This is a genomic window from Micromonospora humida, assembly GCF_016901255.1.
GTDB classification, from domain to species: Bacteria; Actinomycetota; Actinomycetes; order Mycobacteriales; family Micromonosporaceae; genus Micromonospora; species Micromonospora wenchangensis.
In genome coordinates this window covers 170,838-188,770 of the sequence record NZ_JAFEUC010000003.1, presented here as the reverse complement: position 1 = coordinate 188,770, position 17,933 = coordinate 170,838, and the positions used below count along the sequence as shown (strand labels likewise).

10 protein-coding genes are annotated in these 17,933 nt (G+C 71.6%); 4 read left to right on the top strand and 6 right to left on the bottom strand.

Annotated features, from left to right (window positions below):
* Window position 1: 1 nt before the first annotated feature.
* A complete protein-coding gene (locus JQX11_RS07825) occupies window positions 2-1,015 on the bottom strand; it encodes a LacI family DNA-binding transcriptional regulator (RefSeq protein WP_204924313.1) in 1,014 nt (337 codons plus the stop codon).
* Window positions 1,016-1,385: 370 nt separating this feature from the next.
* Here JQX11_RS07825 and JQX11_RS07820 point away from each other — a divergent pair, with 370 nt between their 5' ends.
* A complete protein-coding gene (locus JQX11_RS07820) occupies window positions 1,386-2,831 on the top strand; it encodes an arabinofuranosidase catalytic domain-containing protein (protein WP_232377465.1) in 1,446 nt (481 codons plus the stop codon).
* A 122-nt stretch (window positions 2,832-2,953) separates the two neighbouring features.
* Window positions 2,954-5,191 carry an ATP-binding protein gene (locus JQX11_RS07815; protein WP_204924311.1) on the top strand — a complete coding sequence of 746 codons (2,238 nt, stop codon included), beginning with the start codon at window positions 2,954-2,956 and terminating at the stop codon, window positions 5,189-5,191.
* Between the two features lie 3 nt (window positions 5,192-5,194).
* Here the strand turns inward: JQX11_RS07815 and JQX11_RS07810 are convergent, their stop codons facing one another.
* Window positions 5,195-6,325 carry a helix-turn-helix domain-containing protein gene (locus tag JQX11_RS07810; protein ID WP_204924310.1) on the bottom strand — a complete coding sequence of 377 codons (1,131 nt, stop codon included), beginning with the start codon at window positions 6,323-6,325 and terminating at the stop codon, window positions 5,195-5,197.
* Window positions 6,326-6,489: 164 nt separating this feature from the next.
* Window positions 6,490-7,959, bottom strand: coding sequence for an RICIN domain-containing protein (locus JQX11_RS07805; protein ID WP_204924309.1), 1,470 nt, complete (start codon window positions 7,957-7,959; stop codon window positions 6,490-6,492).
* A gap of 481 nt (window positions 7,960-8,440) precedes the next feature.
* Between JQX11_RS07805 and JQX11_RS07800 the strand changes: the two genes are divergently transcribed.
* A complete protein-coding gene (locus JQX11_RS07800; RefSeq protein WP_204924308.1) occupies window positions 8,441-9,331 on the top strand; it encodes a RodZ family helix-turn-helix domain-containing protein in 891 nt (296 codons plus the stop codon).
* Window positions 9,332-9,402: 71 nt separating this feature from the next.
* Here the strand turns inward: JQX11_RS07800 and JQX11_RS07795 are convergent, their stop codons facing one another.
* From JQX11_RS07795 to JQX11_RS07785, 3 genes are all read right to left on the bottom strand, one after another.
* Entirely contained in the window at window positions 9,403-10,998 is a 1,596-nt protein-coding gene (locus JQX11_RS07795; protein ID WP_204924307.1) for a class I SAM-dependent methyltransferase, read from the bottom strand.
* Window positions 10,999-11,130: 132 nt separating this feature from the next.
* A complete protein-coding gene (locus tag JQX11_RS07790) occupies window positions 11,131-13,950 on the bottom strand; it encodes a M14 family zinc carboxypeptidase (protein WP_204924306.1) in 2,820 nt (939 codons plus the stop codon).
* Between the two features lie 274 nt (window positions 13,951-14,224).
* The gene (locus JQX11_RS07785; protein ID WP_204924305.1) at window positions 14,225-15,730 is read right to left on the bottom strand and encodes a CehA/McbA family metallohydrolase domain-containing protein; all 1,506 of its coding nucleotides are present in this window, start codon (window positions 15,728-15,730) and stop codon (window positions 14,225-14,227) included.
* A gap of 531 nt (window positions 15,731-16,261) precedes the next feature.
* Here JQX11_RS07785 and JQX11_RS07780 point away from each other — a divergent pair.
* A complete protein-coding gene (locus tag JQX11_RS07780; RefSeq protein ID WP_204924304.1) occupies window positions 16,262-17,899 on the top strand; it encodes a fibronectin type III domain-containing protein in 1,638 nt (545 codons plus the stop codon).
* The last annotated feature ends 34 nt before the right edge of the window (window positions 17,900-17,933 follow it).

Sequence of the window (17,933 nt, the reverse complement as noted above, 5' to 3'; positions counted from 1 at the left end):
GTCAGCGGGGTCGGACCGGTCCGGTGCTGGAGCGCAGCGAGACGGGTGGCGCGTAGAGCCGGTGCCGGGGTGGGCCGCCGGGCGCGGCGATCAGCTCCAGCAGCAGCGACACCGCCTCGGCGCCCATCTGGCGCATCGGCACGTCGGCGGCGGTCAGCGGGGGGTGGAAATCCTCCGCCCAGTGCTGGGCGGCGACTCCGGTGACGGAGAAGTCGCCCGGCACCGAGAGGCCGGCACCGCTCAACGCCCGCTGCATGCCGGGCAGCGCCGCCTCGTTGATGGTGGCCACCGCCGTGACCTCCGGATGCGCCGCCAGCAGGTGCGCCACGCACGCCTCGCCGGAGGGCGTGTCGTCGCCGCAGCAGACGTCGACGCCGGTCAGGCCCCGCTCGGCGACCGCCGTCCGGAAGCCGGCCAGGGCGCGGTGGCTCGGGCCGTAACCCGCCGCGACCAGCTCGGCGGACCGGTTCACCAGGGCCACCTGGCGGTGTCCCAGGTCGGCCAGGTGGTGCACGCAGCGGGAGATCAACGTCGCGTAGTCGACGTCGATCCAGCTCATTGCGTGCGGGTCGGCCGTCCGACCGATCGTCACGAACGGCACTCCCGCCGTCGTCAGCCGGGTCACCCGCTCGTCGGTCAGCCGGATCTCCATCAGCACCACCCCGTCCACCCGCCGCCCGGTGACGATCCGCTCGAAGGACCGGTCGTGGTCGCCGCCGGACGGGGACAACAGCACGTCCAGATCGTGCCGGGCCGCCGCCTCGACGACGCTGGCGACGAAGCCGAGCTGCATGTCGGTCAGACGCTGGTTGGCCGGCGGGATCACCAGCCCGAGGGTGCGGGTGCGCCCCTCCTTCAACGCGCGGGCGCTGGCGTTCGGCCGGTATCCCAGCTCGTCGATGACCGCCTGGATCCGTTGCCGGGTCGTCGCCGACACCGCCCGCTTTCCGCTCAACACATAGGACACGGTGCTGCGGGACACTCCGGCCCGCCGGGCGATCTCCCCGATGTTCATGCCCGCCCTCAAGCCGAATTCCGCCACCGACGCGGGAATGCGTCGTGTTTCCCGTGGAGCATAGCCGTACGGCAATTCCCCACGGGGCGGGAACAGTTCCGTCGCCACCCCCCGGGGGCAATCCGCCGATGCCCGGCGTTGCGTGGGGCGCGGGCCGGGGCGGACAGGGCCTGCGGGGTAGCGCAATATATCGACGGAAGTTAATGTTAAAGATCTGACGTTTTATGTCAGGAGTGGGCGCGGCTGACGGATCGGTTCTGTACCACCCGGTCGTTCGGACGTGAAGCGCAGCCGTGCCGGAGGCGGCCACCACCGCACCCGTACCGTTCCGGAGAGGGATTCGATGAAGGTGAAGAGAAGGCCCAGTCGTATGACGATCGCCGTGGCGACGATGGCGACCCTCGCCGTCGTCAGCGGCGGCTCCGTGATGGCCGACGCGCCGGGCGCGCGGGCCGCGACCACCGGCCCGTGCGACATCTACGCCTCGGGCGGTACGCCGTGCGTGGCCGCGCACAGTACGACCCGCGCCCTGTACGGCGCGTACAACGGGCCGCTGTACCAGGTACGCCGGACGTCGGACAGCACCACCCGGGACGTCGGGGTGCTGAGCGCGGGTGGCGTCGTCGATGCCGCCACCCAGGACTCCTTCTGCGCCAACACGAGCTGCGTGATCACGATCATCTACGACCAGTCGGGCCGCAACAACCGCCTCACCCAGGCGCCCGGCGGCTACTGGCCCGGCCCCGCGCCGGGCGGCTGGGACAACCTGGCCGACGCGAAGGCGGCCCCGATCACGGTCGGCGGCCAGAAGGCGTACGGCGTCTACGTCTCGCCCGGCACCGGCTACCGCAACAACAACACCAACGGCGTCGCCACCGGTGACCAGCCCGAGGGCATCTACGCCGTCGTCGACGGCACGCACTACAACCAGTGGTGTTGTTTCGACTACGGCAATGCGCAGACCGACGGCCAGGCCGACTCACCGGCCATCATGGAGACGGTCTACTTCGGTGCCAACAAGCAGTGGGGATACGGTGCCGGCGCCGGCCCGTGGGTCATGGCCGATCTCGAGTGGGGGTTGTTCTCCGGGGTGAACGCCGGTTACAACAACATCGCGTCCATCAACCACCGTTTCGTGACCGCCATGGTCAAAGGTGAGCCGAACCACTGGGCGATCCGCGGTGGCAACGCGCAGTCGGGCGGCCTGACGACCTATTTCGACGGGCGGCGGCCCAACGGATACCACCCGATGAAGAAGGAGGGCGCGATTCTGCTCGGCATCGGCGGCGACAACAGCGTCTCCGGCCGGGGTACCTTCTTCGAGGGCGTGCTGACCTCGGGCTACCCGTCGCCGGCCACGGAGGACGCGGTGCAGGCGAACATCGCCGCGGCGGGATACGCTCCGGCCGGTGGCGGCAACCCGGGGCAGAGCGTCCAACTCGTGGGCACCCAGTCGGGTCGCTGTGTCGACGTGCCGAACGGCAGCACCACCAACGGCACGCAGGTCCAGCTGTGGGACTGTACGGGCGGGACCGCGCAGCGCTTCACCCGCACGGCGGGCCGGCAACTCCAGGTCTCGGGCAGCAAGTGTCTCGACGCCTCCGGGCAGGGCACCGGCAACGGCACCAAGGTGATCATCTGGGACTGTCACGAGGGTGCCAACCAGCAGTGGAACGTCAACGCCAACGGCACCATCACCGGCGTGCAGTCGGGTCTCTGCCTGGACGCTGCCAACGCGTCCACGGCCAACGGCACCAAACTCGTTCTCTGGGCCTGCAACGGGCAACAGAACCAGCAGTGGAGCCTGCGGAGCTGACCGCCGCGCCGCTCGACGACGAATACCAGACGTGGCGGCGAAGTGGTCGATGACCGGACCATGCGGTAAGTCACTGGTCTATGTGTGGCATCGCGGGTCGGCCATCTGTGAGGGTGTGCCCGGTGAACCCGATACCGAGCACACCCGAACGGCCGTCGCTGGGCGCCGTGCTGCGGGCCCACCGGCTGGCGGCGGGCCTGTCGATCGAGGGGCTCGCCGAGCGTTGCGGGGTCAGTGTCCGGGCGATCAGCGACATCGAACGCGACCGGGTCCGTCGCCCGCAGCGGCGTACCCTGACCGTCCTGTGTGACGTCCTCGACGTGCCGGACGACGCGCGTCGCCGGCTGGACGAGGCCACCTCCGACCGGCCCGCCGGCTGCGAGCCACCCGCCCCACCGTGCCACTTCACCGGGCGGGCGGCGGCGCTGCGTACCCTCGGCGACGCCGCGCGTCGGCCGTCGGGCGACCGGCAGCAGGCCACCGTGGTCGTCGTCACCGGGCCGGCCGGGGTGGGCAAGACCGGCCTCGTGGCACGGGCCGCGGCCGACCTGGCCCCGGAGTTCCCCGACGGCTGCTTCTTCGTCGACCTGCGCGGCATGGACGACGTCCCCACCCCGCCCGGCGAGGCGCTGCACCTGCTGCTGCGCGCCCTCGGTGTGCCGGAGCGGCGGATTCCCGCCGGGCTCGACGAGCGGGCCACGGCGTACCGGTCGGTGTTCTGCCAGCGCCGGGCCCTGGTGGTGTGGGACAACGCCGCCGACGAGGCCCAGGCGAGGCCGCTGTTACCCGGGGCCGGGCCCGGTCTCGTGCTGGTCACCAGCCGGCGACGGCTCAGCGGCCTGGACGTCGCCCGGTGGCTGTCCCTGGAGCCGTTGCCGGCCGAGGAGTCGACCGCGATGCTGCGGGCCATCGCCGCGCCCGACGCCGACGCCGACCCGACCGGGTGGGCGGAGCTGGCCCGGCACTGCGGGCACATGCCGTTGGCCCTGCGCGTCACCGGGCAACGGCTGTCCGACGAGCCGGGGCTGTCGGTGGGGGAGCTGAACCGGCGGTTCACCGGCGAGCAGGCCCGGCTCACCGTGATCGACGCCGGGGCCGCCGGCATCCACACCGCGCTGAGCCTATCGTACCGGCGGCTGGAGGCGGACCTGCGGCGCACCTTCCGGCGGCTGTCCCTGGTGCCCGGCCCGGACTTCGGCCCGGAGCCGGTCGCCGTGGTCGGCGACGCCGACGTCGAGGAGGCCGAGCGACGGCTGGAGGCCCTGGTCGAGAGCGGCCTGGTGGCCGCCGTGCCGGCGGACCGGTACGGGCTGCACGACCTGGTCCGGGAGTTCGCCGCCGACCGGATGACCGCCGAGGAGCCGGCGACGACCGGTGCGTTGCGGACCACCCTGTTGCGGTGGTGGCTGGCCCGCACCACGGCCGCCGGACAGCACTTCGAGCCGGGTGGACCGGCGTCGCTGACGGAGTTCCCGGACCGGACGGCGGCGGCCGGCTGGCTCGACGCCGAGCGGGGCAACTGGTTCGCGGCGCTGCGGTCCGCCGCCGCCGAGGGCCTGCACGGGCAGGTGGTCGACACCGTCGACGCGCTGCACTGGTTCTCCGACAGCCGGGTGCACCTCGACGTCTGGCCGGAGGTCTTCCGGTTGTCCGCCGGCTCCGCCGCCCGGCTGGGTGATCCCCGCACGGAGGCGGTCCACCTCAACTACCTGTCCTGGGCGCAGGCGATCTGCCAACGCGAGTACGCGCGCAGCGTCGCCACCGCCACCCGGGCGCTGGAGCGGGCCGTCCGCGCGGGCGATCCGGCCCAGCAGGGGTGGGCGCTGCTCTACGCCGCCAGCGGCCACACCGGGCTGGGCGAGCACGCGGCGGCGCTGCGGCACCGGCAGCGGGCGTGGGTGATGCTGCGCCGCGCGGCCGACCCGGAGGGGCTGCCACAGGCGATGGCCTCGCTCGGCTCCTCCCTGCTGGCGCTGGGCAGGCCCGCCGAGGCGCTGCGGGTGCACGAGCGGACGCGACGGTTGCTGCGCGATCCGGACCACCCGATCGCGGCCTTCGCCCGGGCCTCCACCGACGCCTTGACCTGCCGGCGCATCGGCGACGACCTCGCCGCTCTCGGCCGGTGGCCGGAGTGCGTCGCGGTCCGGCGGGAGGCGGTGTCCGGGTTGCGCGCGACCGCGATGCCGGCGATCGAGGCGCTGGCCCTGGTGGAGCTGGTGGAGGCGCTGCGCCGTACCGGGGCGACCCGGTCGGCCCCGGCGTACCTGGCGCGGGCGATCGGGTTGGCCGACGACTGTGACGACCCGGATCTCGCCCGCCGGGCCGGGGACCTGCTCGCCGAGTTGTCCGGGGCCGGTTGAGCGTCAGGTGCCGGGCACCACCCGGGCGAAGGCGTTGACCAGCGGATGCGGCCGGTATCGGTGGTCCCGGCCGGGGGTGAGCCAGCCCCGTTCGGCCAGATCGAGGAAACCCGCCTCGGCGGGCGCGGGCCCGACCAGCCGGGGCAGCAGCCGCAGGGCGCGCCGGGCCGGCGACGGCAGCCCGGCGTACGCCCGCTCGAAGGCGTCGCGGACCGACAGGTCCCCGGCGACCAGCGCGCCGAGCACCCGGTCCGGTCGGGTCAACCGGTCGATCAGCCACTGCGCGCTCCACTGCGGCCGGGTCAGCAGCCGGTTCGCGGTCACCCGCAGGGCCAGCGGCAGACCGGCGCAGCAGGCGGCCAGCTCGGCCACGGCCGGGGCGGGAGTGCCGCTGCCGTGCACCAGCGCGGTCAGCGCGGCCCGCGCGTCGGCGGCCGGCAGCGGCGGCACCAGCCACCGGTCGGCCTCCGGCAGCCCCGCCAGCGGCTGCCCGCCGGTGACCAGGGTGACGGCGGCGGCGTCCGCGGGGAGCAACGGCCCGACCTGGCGGGTGTCCCGGACGCCGTCCAGCACCACCAGCATCCGCCGGGCGCGCACCAGGTCGCGGTACGCCCCGACGGCCTGCGGGTCCGACCCGGTCGACGCCGTCGTGGCGGCCGGCAGCAGCCGTCGCGCGATCGTGGCGGCGGTGGCGTCCCCGACCGGGCCGAGGAAGCGCACCCCGTCGGGGAACCGGTCGGCCAGCCGGGTGGCGGCCTGGACGGCCAGCGCGGTCTTGCCCACCCCGGGCAGGCCGATCAGCTGCACCGCGTGGCGGTGGCCCAGCCGGGCGGTCAGCCAGGCGAGGTCGGCGTGGCGGCCGGTGAAGTGGGGTGTCACCCCGGGCAGCCCGGTGACCCCGCCCACCTGCTCGTCGGTGGTGCCGAGCCGGCCGGCGTCGGGCCCGTGCAGCCCCAGGGCGGCGCCCAGCGCCAGCAGGGTGCCGGGGTGCGGGCGGCGGATCGTGTGCCGCTCGATCCCGCCGATGGTGCGGGCGCTCACCCCGGACCGGGCGGCGAGTTCCCCGATGGTCAGTCCGGCGGCGGTCCGCAGTGACCGGAGCCGGTGGAGCTGTTCCTGCGTGCTGTCGGACACCCCGTACCCCCGCGAGGACGTCTGCTGTCCGGTCCAGTAGACGTCGGCGCGGGGACACGTGGGGTGAGGGAATCGTCACACCGGGTTCCGGTGCTGGTGGGGCGCGGGGCGGCGGTCGTCCGCCGTCCCGGCCTGCGGGAGGCGGGACGGCGGACGGGGTGCGGTCAGGCCACCCGGACCCGCTGCCACTGCTGGTTGGCGCCGGTGCCGCAGGTGTACTGGATCACCCGGGCGCCGTCGGCGGTGGAGTAGCCGCTGACGTCGAGGCACCTGCCGCTGTGCCGGGCCACGAGCTGGACGTACCCGGAGCCCGCGTCGCGTACCTGCCACTGCTGGTCGGTACGCCCCGACTGGCAACCGAACTGCTGCACCGCGGCGTTGTCGGCGGTGGATCCGCCGGCCACGGTGAGGCACTTGTCGCTGTGCCGGGCAACGATCTGGACGTAGCCGGAGCCGGCGTCGCGTAGCTGCCACTGCTGGTTGGTGCCGGTGTTGCAGCCGTACTGGGCCACGGCGGCGGCGTCGGCGGTGGACCGGTCGAGCACGTCCAGGCACTTGCCGCTGTGCCGGGCGCGCAGCGTGTCGAAGGTGTAGCCGCCGTCGACCCCGGAGACCGCGCCGGTGGCGGTGTCGATGGTGAGCTGCGGGAACCAGTTCATGGTCAGCGAGGTTGCGGTGGGGAAGTTCAGCGGCAGCCAGACGTACCGGGACTGGTTGACCGGGCCGCCCGTCGCGCCGGCCCAGCGGTCGCCGAGATAGAGGTACGAGGTGGCGGCGCTGCCCTGCACCGGCAGCACGTATGCCGACTGGGAGTCGTAGGTGGTGCCGTCGGCGAAGTTCGCCGGGTTGGTCCAGGTGCCGCCGACGCTGCCGGCGGTGGCGTACCGTGCCTGGTTGGGCGACCAGCCGGTGGCGCCCGAGGTGACCAGGAAGTAGACCCCGTTGCGTTTGAACATCGCCGGGGCCTCCCGGTAGTTGTCCGGCCACAGCGTCCGCACCAGCGACGCGACCCCGGTGTAGTCGGCGGTGAGGCGGTAGATGTTCAGGTCGGCGTTGTTGCGGGTGGCCGAGATCAGGTACGCGGTGCCGTCGTCGTCGCGGAACACCGTCTGGTCCCGGGAGTCGTGGCCCAGCGGGCGGAAGCTGCCCAGGTAGCGGTAGTTGCCGTCGACCGTGCTGGAGGTGGCCACCGCGACCCGGGCCTGGTTGTAGTCGACGCCGTTCTCCCAGTGCATCCAGAGCACGTACTGGCCGGTGTTGGCGTTGTAGATCACCTTGGGGCGTTCGATGTTCGCCGTCGCCAGCTCGCCGGCCGAGGACTGGGTGAGCACGTTGTTGCGGAACTCCCAGGTGCGCAGGTCGGTGGAGCGGTAGACCGACACGTACCGGAAGGTGTTGTTGTCGTTGCGGTTCTCGCCGAACCAGTAGTAGTAGTCGCCCACCTTGATCATGCCGCCGCCGTGGGCGTGCACGCCGGCGCCGTTGGTGTCGGTGAACTGCGTGCCGTTGACCACGGTGACGGGCGCGGCCCGCGCGGCGGGGGCGGTGAGGGTCAGCGGGACGAGCACGGCCGCGCAGGCGGCGAGGGCGAGGACGATCCGGCGGAGGGTGGTGGGGTGGGGCGCGGCAGGCATGGGCCGCCTCCTCGTGCGGTGGACGCGGGGTGCCCGCCGGGACGGGCGGGACCTTTTCATGAGCCTCACGATAAGCCGATCCACCGTCGCATGCCCATACTTCAATGTGATGAACATCGATATATAGCGGGCAGTGGGAGATCCTCGCCACGTCGTGGTTTGCAGCGGTCGTCGCGGTTGTCGAGATCGTGATGCATGATCTACGTCACATTGTGAACCCTTCTCGCGGTGTCCGGCACGGAAGGCACGATCCGGGCGGAATCCCTTTTCCACACCTCACATTTCGCCGCCGGAGCCACCCGCAACGGGTTGGCGGGCGTCACGGGGATCGCACTTCGCCACGGAAAGTAGTCATACCCCCTCCGCCCGTGGTCGGCCGGGGTTCGTTGCCGTCCGACAACCAGCGCCTCGGTTTGTGCCGCTCACTACCCTGACCGATGATCCAGTGCCTGGGTACCGTCGACAGCGATAAGGGCTTCAGATGAGCAACAGTCACCCTCCGTACGGAGAACAGCCGGATCCGAACGTCACCCCGTGGAGCGGGCCGCCGGCACCGCCCGCCGGCTACCCGGCGTACGGCCAGCCTGGCCAGGCCCCGCAGTACGGCCAGGCCCCGCAGTACGGTCAGGCCCCGCAGTTCGGTGTTCCCGTGCCGCCGCAGAAGTCGAACCGGGGCCTGGTCATCGGCCTCATCATCGGCGCGGTGGTCCTCATCCTCGCGCTCTGCGGCGCCGGCATCGGGCTCGCCCTGGTCGGCAACGACGACGAGCCCGACCCGACCCCGACGCCGAGCGCGACCGCCAACCAGGGCTCCGGCACGGAACCCTCGTCCACTCCGCAGGCGTCCGACCCGCCCACGGAGCAGCCGAACAACAACAACAACGCCGTGACGGCCCGCTACTCCAGCGACCTGTCGTCGGTCTGCGACGGCAGCCCGATCCTCAACGCGGCCACCTACAGCGGCCCGGCCACCGCCAAGGCGTACGTCTTCTCGAACAACCCGGAGCGGCCGTCGTTCTGGTCGTCGAAGATCGTCGGCTCCGACAAGCGGTACTACGCCAAGTCGGCGGACTTCACCAGCGTGTCGGTGGTCGGCTGCATGTCGATGGTCCCGGGCAGCGAGGGCGCGCCCAAGAAGTGCGACTACAAGGCCAGCGACGGCAAGAACGTCAGCGTCTCGTACATCTCCTCGCGCTACCAGCTGACCTTCTATGCCGCGAAGACCGCGGAGAAGATCGGCGACGGCGGGGTCGTCAACGCCCCGGCGACCCGGTGCCCGAGCTTCATCTCGTACAACAAGACGACGATGAAGGCGTACGCGGCCCCGGACAGCGGCACTATCGAGGCGGCGCTGGACAAGTTCCTGTCCTGACCGGCCTCCTGACGGCGGTGCCGGGGGCGGGCGGATCCCTCCCGCCCCCGGCCTTCCGTCTCCCGGCAGGGTCAGGTGTTGACCGGCCGGCGGGCGACCAGTAGCACGTGCGTCACCGGCCAGTGAAGTGGCGCCCCGTCCACCGTCGACAGCGCCGCGGTCGGCGCGAGCCGGTGGGTGACGATCCAGTCGTTGCGGTACGGGCCGCTGGCCGGGTCGACCTCGAAGCCCACGTCGGCCAGCAGGGCCTTCCAGTCGGCCCACTCCAGCCCGCAGAACTCCTCCTGCGTCTCGGACAGCCAGTTGTCGGTGTAGTCCTTGCGGGTGAGGAAGTCCATCGCCGCGCCGAGCGGCAGCTCGACCACCGCGCCGGTGCCGTCGTCGACCGGGCGGAATCCGAACGGGAACCGGTAGTCGACGGCGAACTGGTCCAGCCGGGCCCGCGTGGACAGCCCGGCGAGATGCGCGGCCACCTGGTCGGCCGGCAGTGACGCCAGATCCGCACGGGGGCGGGCCGGGTTCGCCCCGTCGGTGGTCGACAGCCGCAGCCGTACCGTCCGGTCCCGGCCGTCCGGCCCGCAGACGTCGCTGTTGATCCACACCCCGCCGGGCACCGTGTGGTCGTAGATGGCCTGCACGAACCGGCGCAGCGACGCCATCTGATCGCCGTACGACCAGATCTCGTGGGTCAGCGCGAAGGTCATCGTGGTGTCCACCGAGCGGGGTGCGAACACCGCCCCGCCGAGCACGTTGCGGCGGTAGAAGAACACGTTCGGGTTGGCGAAGAAGCCCTGTGCCTTCTTGTGCACGCACTCCTCGTACAGGTGGCGGGCCACCTCGACCCCGATCAGGTCGCTCTCCCGCAGCGTCGGCTCCCGGTCGGCCAGCTCCAGCACCGCGCCCGCGCCGCAGCCGACGTCGACGATCCGGCCGGGCCGCACGTGCTCGCGCACCGCCGCCCACTTGCGCTGCGCCGCGTCGGCGAACGCCTCGGCGTACGTCCGGTAGTCGCGGGTGGCGGTCAGCCCGCCCTCGTCCCCGACCACCGGGTCGTTGACGACCGAACGGACCAGGTCGTCGAGCCGGTAACGGGCGTAGACGTCGAGGGTGGCGGGGTGGGCCAGCTCCCGCCACGACGGGTCGTCGGCGGCCAGCCGCAACAGCACGTCCCAGGGCCGGGCGGGGGTCGGGTCGACGTCGGCCTCCACCCCGGCGAGCGGGAACCCCAACCGGGCGTACATCGCGGCGACCTGCGGCGTCGAGCAGGCGACCACCGTGTTCGCCGGGGTCAGCTCCAGGCCGGCGGTGGCCGCCACGTTCTTGAGGGTCACCTCGGCGAACCGGTCGGTCTCGGCGGTGTCGAAGACCGGCACCACCACCGACCGCAGCCCGGCCAGCACGCTGAACCGTTCGATCGCCGCCTCCCGCCGGTGGTAGGGGACCGGGTTGCGCCGGGTGTTCTCGTGGTTGGCCGAGGTGACCGCCCAGACCACGGTGGCCTCGTCGTCGGTGACCCGGCCGCCGGTGCCGGTCGGCCCGGCGTCGGCACCGGCGTGGTCGCCGTCGGCAGCGTCGTGGTGACCGCCGGTGGCAAGCCGGTGCAGATAGTCGGCCTGGAACCGGGTCAGCAGGTGATGTCGGCCGGGAAACAGCAGGTAGCGGGGCATGTACCGTTCCTAGTCGACGTCGGATCACCCGCTCCGGGCGGGGTGGCCGGGGCGGGTGGCCGGCCGCCGCCGTGCCGGATCGGGGACGGGTGGGGGCGACGCCGTGCGGCGTCGCCCCCACCCTGGCGGGTGCTAACCCACCACGGAACGCAGCGGGACCTGCTCGGCCCGCAGGGTCCGCACCAGGTCACCCAGGAACGGGTGCTCGTCGATCTGGAGACCCGCCGGGTTCGGGATCAGCAGGTACGCCGAGCCGTCCGCCACGGATACCCGGGCGGTGTCGGTGTACCGCCGCACGACCGCCTCGGCGCGGGCCAGGTCACCGGCGGCCACCTGGAGGGTGAACGGCCGCCACTGTCCGCCCAGGTTCTCGGCGACCGGGGTGGCCGCCGCGGCGGCGCGGGCCGGGTCGACCTGGACCGGCGACGCGGTCCGGGCCGCGGTGCCGCCGCCCGGGTAGAGCAGCGCGTTGGCCACCAGGTGCAGGCCACTCTCGTTGTACGCCCGGAACAGCGGGTTGAACGCGAACAGCACCGCCCGCCCGGCGCCGGTCGGCTCGTCCACCACCGCGACCGTGCCCTTGAGCGCGTCACCCTGCACCGTGTAGCCGTTGGCCCAGAAGGTGTCCCCGCTCGGGTAGCGCAGCACGTTGCGGCCGGTGCTGCTGGGGGTGAGGATCGGGTCGTTGTTGTTGAACTCGAAGTCCTCCGCCGGCCGGCCCAGCCCGACCGGGCTGTCCGGGTCCACGTCGACCCGCAGGTGCGAGCCGATCACCGTGTAGCCGGTCGGCTTCGGCTTCTCGGTGGTCGAGGTGAGCCCGGCGGCGCGGGCCATCCGGGTGCCCTCGTTGCGCAGGCCCAGGTAGGTGTGGCCCTGGGCGATCCAGTTGCGCAGGTTGGCCTGCCCGGTCGCGGTCAGCCCACCTGTCGCGTTGCTGCCGTCCGGCACCAGCAGCACCGTGCGGCCGGTGAAGGCGGGGGTGTTGTCGTTGATGTCGGCGGTGGTGACCGGGGTGAGGTCCAGGCCCCACCGCTTGCCCAGCACGTACCGGGCCTCACCGTGCGAGCCGGAGGTGGTGGAGATGCCGGTGCCCTGGAACAGGCCGACGTCCGGCCGGCTGATCGGGGTGCCGACGGCCGCCGTGGTGTACGGGGTGAGCGTGACGCCCAGCTTCTTGGCCGTGGTGTTCAGCTCCGGCGTCAACGCGCCGGCGGGCATCCCCACCTGGCCGTTGTCGAGGTCCCGGACGAGCTGCACGCCCTGACCCAGCAGGGTGAAGGTGAACTCGGCCGCGGCGGCGGAGTCCAGCTCGTAGGTGTAGGAGCCCTTCAGCGGCGGCGCGGCCAGGATCTTGCCGCCACCGGTGTTCTGGATCTTGTCGATCAGCTCGGCGTTGGGCTTGACGTCCGCGCCGGTGTAGACGGCGTTCACACCCATCAGCAGCGGGTTGCTCCACGACGACACGTCGTAGAAGTACGGGAACGGCGTGTACGGGTCCTCGCCCATGATCGCCTGGATCCAGTGCTTTTGCGGCTGGTTCATCGGGATCCAGTACGACCCCACCGGCACGGTCAGGTTGGTCGCCGAGCGGCCGCCGAAGAGCTTGGCGGTGGGCAGCTTGACCGCCTTCTTCACCTGGTAGACCTCGACGTCCATCCGGCGCAGTCGCTCGACGAGCTGGCGGGCGTCGGCGAGCTGCCGGTCGGGCAGCAGGAAGTACGACCTGACGGTCTGGTTCGGCACCGGGAACTGCACGGTGTTGGTCGGCTGGACCACCTCGTTGGGCTCCAGCGTGCCGGCCCGGCCCTGGGCGAGCGCGTCCTTCCAGACCTTGTACCAGCCGTTCAGCACCTCACCCTTGTGCGCCGCCGCCCAACCGAGGGTCGACCACTGGGTGTGGAACTGCTGCTGCACCCGGTCGGCCACCGCCGACGAGCTGCCCTTCTCGAAGGTCATCCCGGCGGCGCCGAAGCCGGCGGCCGGCACCGTGTCGCCGTACCCCATGAAGAACAGGTCGTAGGTGGAGTAGTTGAAGTAGCACTCGGTGGTCACCGCACCGCCGCACGCGCCGTTGTAGCCGAAGCCGGCCTTGTTGGCCTCGCCGATCCGGTTGATCCAGTCGACCGCCTCGCCGGAGATCTCGTGGTGGATCGGGTCGGCGTTGGGCGGGAAGAAGTACTGCCGGCCGCCCATCTCGTGCGCGTCGATGAAGACCTGCGGCGGGTACTTGCGCATCAGTTCGAGCTTGCCGTCGGTCTCCTGCTGGGTCCGGGCGAACCAGTCCCGGTTCATGTCGAAGCCGTACTCGTTCTGCCGGCGGCTGGCGTCGCGGCCGTCCGGGTTCTGCGTCGGCACGATGATCGTGACCAGGTTGTCGTTGCGCTGCTGGACCTCGCAGGACAGCCCGGCGGCCAGCTCGTACAGCGTCTTGAGGGCGGCGTCGGTGCCGCTCTTCTCGCCGCCGTGCACGTTGGCGGTGACCCAGACGATGGCCGGGGCCGCCTCGGCGATCTCGCCGGCCTGCTGCTGGTTGACCGTCCGGGGGTCGCGCAGCGAGCGGACGTCCTCGGCGATGCCCTTGAGCACGGCCGGCCGCACGTTGCGCTCGTTGGACACGATCGCGTACGGCAGCGGCTGGCCGAGCACGCTGGTGCCCAGCACGTCGGTGACGACCCGCTTCGAGGCGGTGTCCACGGCGTCGAGGTAGCCCCGCACCTCCTCGTTGGTGACCACCCGTTCCTGGCCGGTGCCGAGCGGGAAGCCGAGGAAGCTCTCCGGGCTGGGCACCGATGCCAACCGGTCGGTGGGATCGGTGCTACACGTCGTCGGGGGCGCGGCGGAGGCGGACGGGCCGACCACCAGGGGGGTGATTCCGGCCAGGAGGACGATGGCGGTGGCGCTGGCCAACCGCTGGCGGGAAAGCGATGCGGAGCGGAATATCGGCGTTCGCATGAGGCGTTTCGTTTCCCTTCCCGGGAAATGAATCAAGGGTGCCCGGAGCGTATGACCTGCGCTTTCGGGTGGTCAAGATTCACAACCGGGGACCGGTACGCGATTCGCCAATTGCCCCACACCCGCTCGAACGCGGGCGTTTCATGGCGAGTCGGCGTCCACCCTGGACCGTCGTCCGCCCGGGGGAACCTCCGCCGTACGCCTGATCATATTCACCGTCGTCGACCGGGTGCGGGCGGCCCCGGCCCGCCGACGGCGGGCCGGGACCGGGCGGTCAGCGGACCCGGACGAACACCGGGTTGGAGTAGAACCACAGGTCGCTCCACGGGCTCTCCAGCCCGTCGGCCAGCGGCTCCGCCTCGTCGGTGCTGGTGCCGCGGACCCGCAGGTAGCTGTCGACCCCGACGTCGCGCAGGGTGTGCCGGACGACGTACTGGGCACCCTGCTGCCGCCAGTCGCGCGGACCGAACCGGGCCACCACCGCGGTGGTGGGGTTGGTGTCGGCGTCCCGGTCGACGCTCGGTCCGGTCACCTGCCCGACGATCAGGTCCACCCGCCGGACCTGCGGCCGGTCGCCGTTGCCGTTCGTCCCGGCCGGCGGCCGGAACCGGATCACGACGTCCACGTCGGTACGGTCGCGGCGGCTGACGGTGACGGTCTCACCCGAGCCGGCCGAGTGTCCCTGGCTGCTTGCGGTGACGTCGAGGCGGCTGATCAGGTCACCGGTGGTGACGAAGATCCGCCCGTGGCGCAGGCCGTCCATGATGTCGTGGTACTCCTGCCGGGCCAGCACGTAGGTCTTGCTGTACTCACCCGGCCAGAAGTCGGTGCCGCCCCGGGTCCAGTGCACGTGCGAGTCGGACGTCGCGGTGATCCACCAGCGTCGCCCCTCGCCGAGCAGCGCGTCCCACAGCCCGCCGACCCGGGCGGTCGCCTGGTCGTAGCCGCCGTAGGTGGGGTGGTTGCCGTAGCCGCCGCGGGCGCTGCCGTTGAGTGGGCCCGCCTGGTGGCCCGGGGCGCCCTCGAAGCCGACGTACACGTCCGGGGCCGCGTCGTTGCCGTTGCGGAACTCGTGCGGGAGGTCCTGCCCGTACACCCCGAGCCCGGTCGCCGAGCGGGAGGTGTGGTGGGCGATCACCAGCGGCTTGTGCGGCATGTTCCGCGCCACCCGGAGGAACTCCACCATCTTGGCCTCGGTGTCGCGGCCCGGGTCGGCCGGGAACGGGTCCCGCTTGGCGAACCGGCTCTCCAGCTCGAAGAGCTGCTTCGCCTCGTCGGCGTGCCGGGGGATCATCAGGGTGTGGTGGTCCATCGCCGGGGCGTCGAACTCCATGCCCCAGAACTGCAACACCTCGGGCACCAGCCGGCGGGACCGCAGCAGATCGGGGTACGCCTGCTCCAGGTTCACCTTGGAGTGCGTCGGTCCACCGTGGTCGGTGCACATGGCCCAGGTCAGTCCGAAGTTCTTCGCCATGATCGCGTTGGTGACGATCGGATAGACCGCGTCGGCGCCCTTGTGGAACGTCGGCGGGTTCGTCGAGGTGTCGAAGTCCCCGCTGTACTCGGAGTGGATGTGGTGGTCGCCGGCCCGCCAGATCCGGTCATCGGCCCGACCTGCGCCGGCCGTCGCCTGATCCTGCCGGTCGGGATCGGCGTGGGCCGCCTCGACGCCCACGAACGGGCCGGCGGCGGCGAGCGTCGCGCCGACGCCCGCGTACTTCACCAGTTGGCGGCGTGACAGCTGACCGCCTGTGGCGTCCTCGGAATTGCTGTGCTGCACTGCGGAGCCCTCCACGTGATCCGGGTGTCGACCGTGTCGGTGACGAAGCCTCCGAGAGACGGGTGAACAGCCGCTGCACGGCGCGCGGGAGGGGAGTGAACGACGGCCGGCCAGCGCCGCCGCGTGCCCGGCCCGGCCGGTGGCCGGACCGTCACCCACCCGGGCCCCGGCCGCCGTCCCGGGTTGCCTCCCACGGGTGGGATATCTATGTAATTGCATTTCCCGCTCATCGGTGAGAAAGAGGTCTCATTGACCGCTTGCTATCCCGCAACTAGTATTCGGTGCGCAGACGGTCAACGGGGAGTGGTCGCGGCATCCACATCGAATGCTATTCCGGTGTGTCGCCCGGCCGATTCGTCAAGCTTCTGGCGAAGCCATTCCGGAGCCAATCCCCGCCATTTATTCGACGACCCGATCCCCCGAGAAACGCCGGGCGGGCCGTCGTGCCGCGTGCGCGGGGGTCACCGGGAGGTGGCATCGGCTCCCGGCACGCACCGGTCAGGACCGACCACGCCGAGAGGACCCCACTCCATGCGCGCTGACCCGCTCCGTCGCCGCCCCCCGGGCGCGGCACTGCCCCTGCTCGCCGCGGTGGCCGCGATCCTCCTGCTCGTCGCGGGCACCCCGAGCCACCTCCCGGGCGTCCACCTCGCCGCCGCGGTGGACGTCACCGACACCCCCGGCACGATCACCGACCAGTGGTCGACCACCGGCGACGAGGGCATCGAGAAGGTCATCGACAACACGTCCTACCGCAAGTACTTCACCTACAGCGGCGCCGGCTGGATCCAGTTCGAGGCGACCACGGCGGCCGTGGTGACCAGCTACGCCGTCACCTCCGCCAACGACTGGCCCGACCGCAACCCGCGCAACTGGGTCTTCGAGGCCTCCACCACCGGCGGCAGCTGGACTCCGCTGGACACCCAGAGCAACCAGACGTTCATCACCGGCTTCCACCGCAACACCTACTCGTTCAGCAACACCAACGCCTACCGGTACTACCGGCTGCGGGTGACCGCCACCAACGGGTCGGTCAACATGCAGATCGGCGAGTGGCAGATCTACGGGACCACCACCGCCACCACCCCGGCGCCGGCCGCGCCCACCGGCCTGCTCGCCACCGCGGCCAGCGACCAGATCCGGCTCACCTGGACCGACAACACCCGGTGGGAGACGGCCTACCGGCTGGAACGCTCGACCAACGGCACCACCTGGAGCACCGCGTACGTGCTGCCGGCCAGCACCACGAAGTTCCACAACCTGAAACTGCCGGCGGGCACCCACTACTACTACCGGCTACGGGCCGAGGGGGTGGCCGGCAACTCCGGCTACGCCACCGCCGACACCACCACGCTCAGCGCGACCCCGGCCACCACCTGGACCGAGACCTGGCACGCCCCCAACGAGACGCTCACCCGCTACTACTACGACGCCAACGTGGCCGTCTACCGCGATCCGGGACTGGCCTCGACCGATCTGACCTGGGTGAAGGACTACGCCAAACAGATCTGGGAGTACGTCCAGGCCAACTACGGCAACCTCAGCGGCCAGCGGCTGTACGAGGTGCTGCACGACGACGCGGGATCGGGCGGGTTCGCGCTGAGCCAGTTCGACCCCAACACGGCATTCCGCGACGTCAACGACATGAGCGGCGGCGGCTGGGGAAACACCGACCTCAACGAGGACGTCATCTCCCACGAGATGAACCACACCGTCGAGTTCACCGCGTTCGGCGTGAACGGCTCACCCGCCTACGGCATCTGGGGCGACAGCAAGTGGGCCGAGATCTTCCAGTACGACTGCTACGTCGGCACCGGCCGGACCACCGACGCCACCCGCTGGAAGAACGCGAAGCTGCTCACCTCGGACAACTTCCCCGTCGCCAACACGTACTGGTTCCGGGACTGGTTCTACCCGATCTACCAGAACTACGGCGGCAAGGTCGTGCTCAACAAGTTCTTCCAGTTGCTGTCCCAGCACTTCCACCAGTTCGACGGCGTCTACGCCCGGGACCTCAACTGGGGGGAGTTCGTGCACTTCTGGAGCGGCGCGGCCGGCGTCAGCCTCAAACCGCTGGCCACCACCGCCTTCGGCGGCTGGCCCGCCGACTGGCAGGCGCAGTTCGTCCAGGCCCAGGCCGACTACCCGGGCGTGACGTACACCCCGTGACGTAGGCCCTGACCACCCACCCCGGCGATCCGGC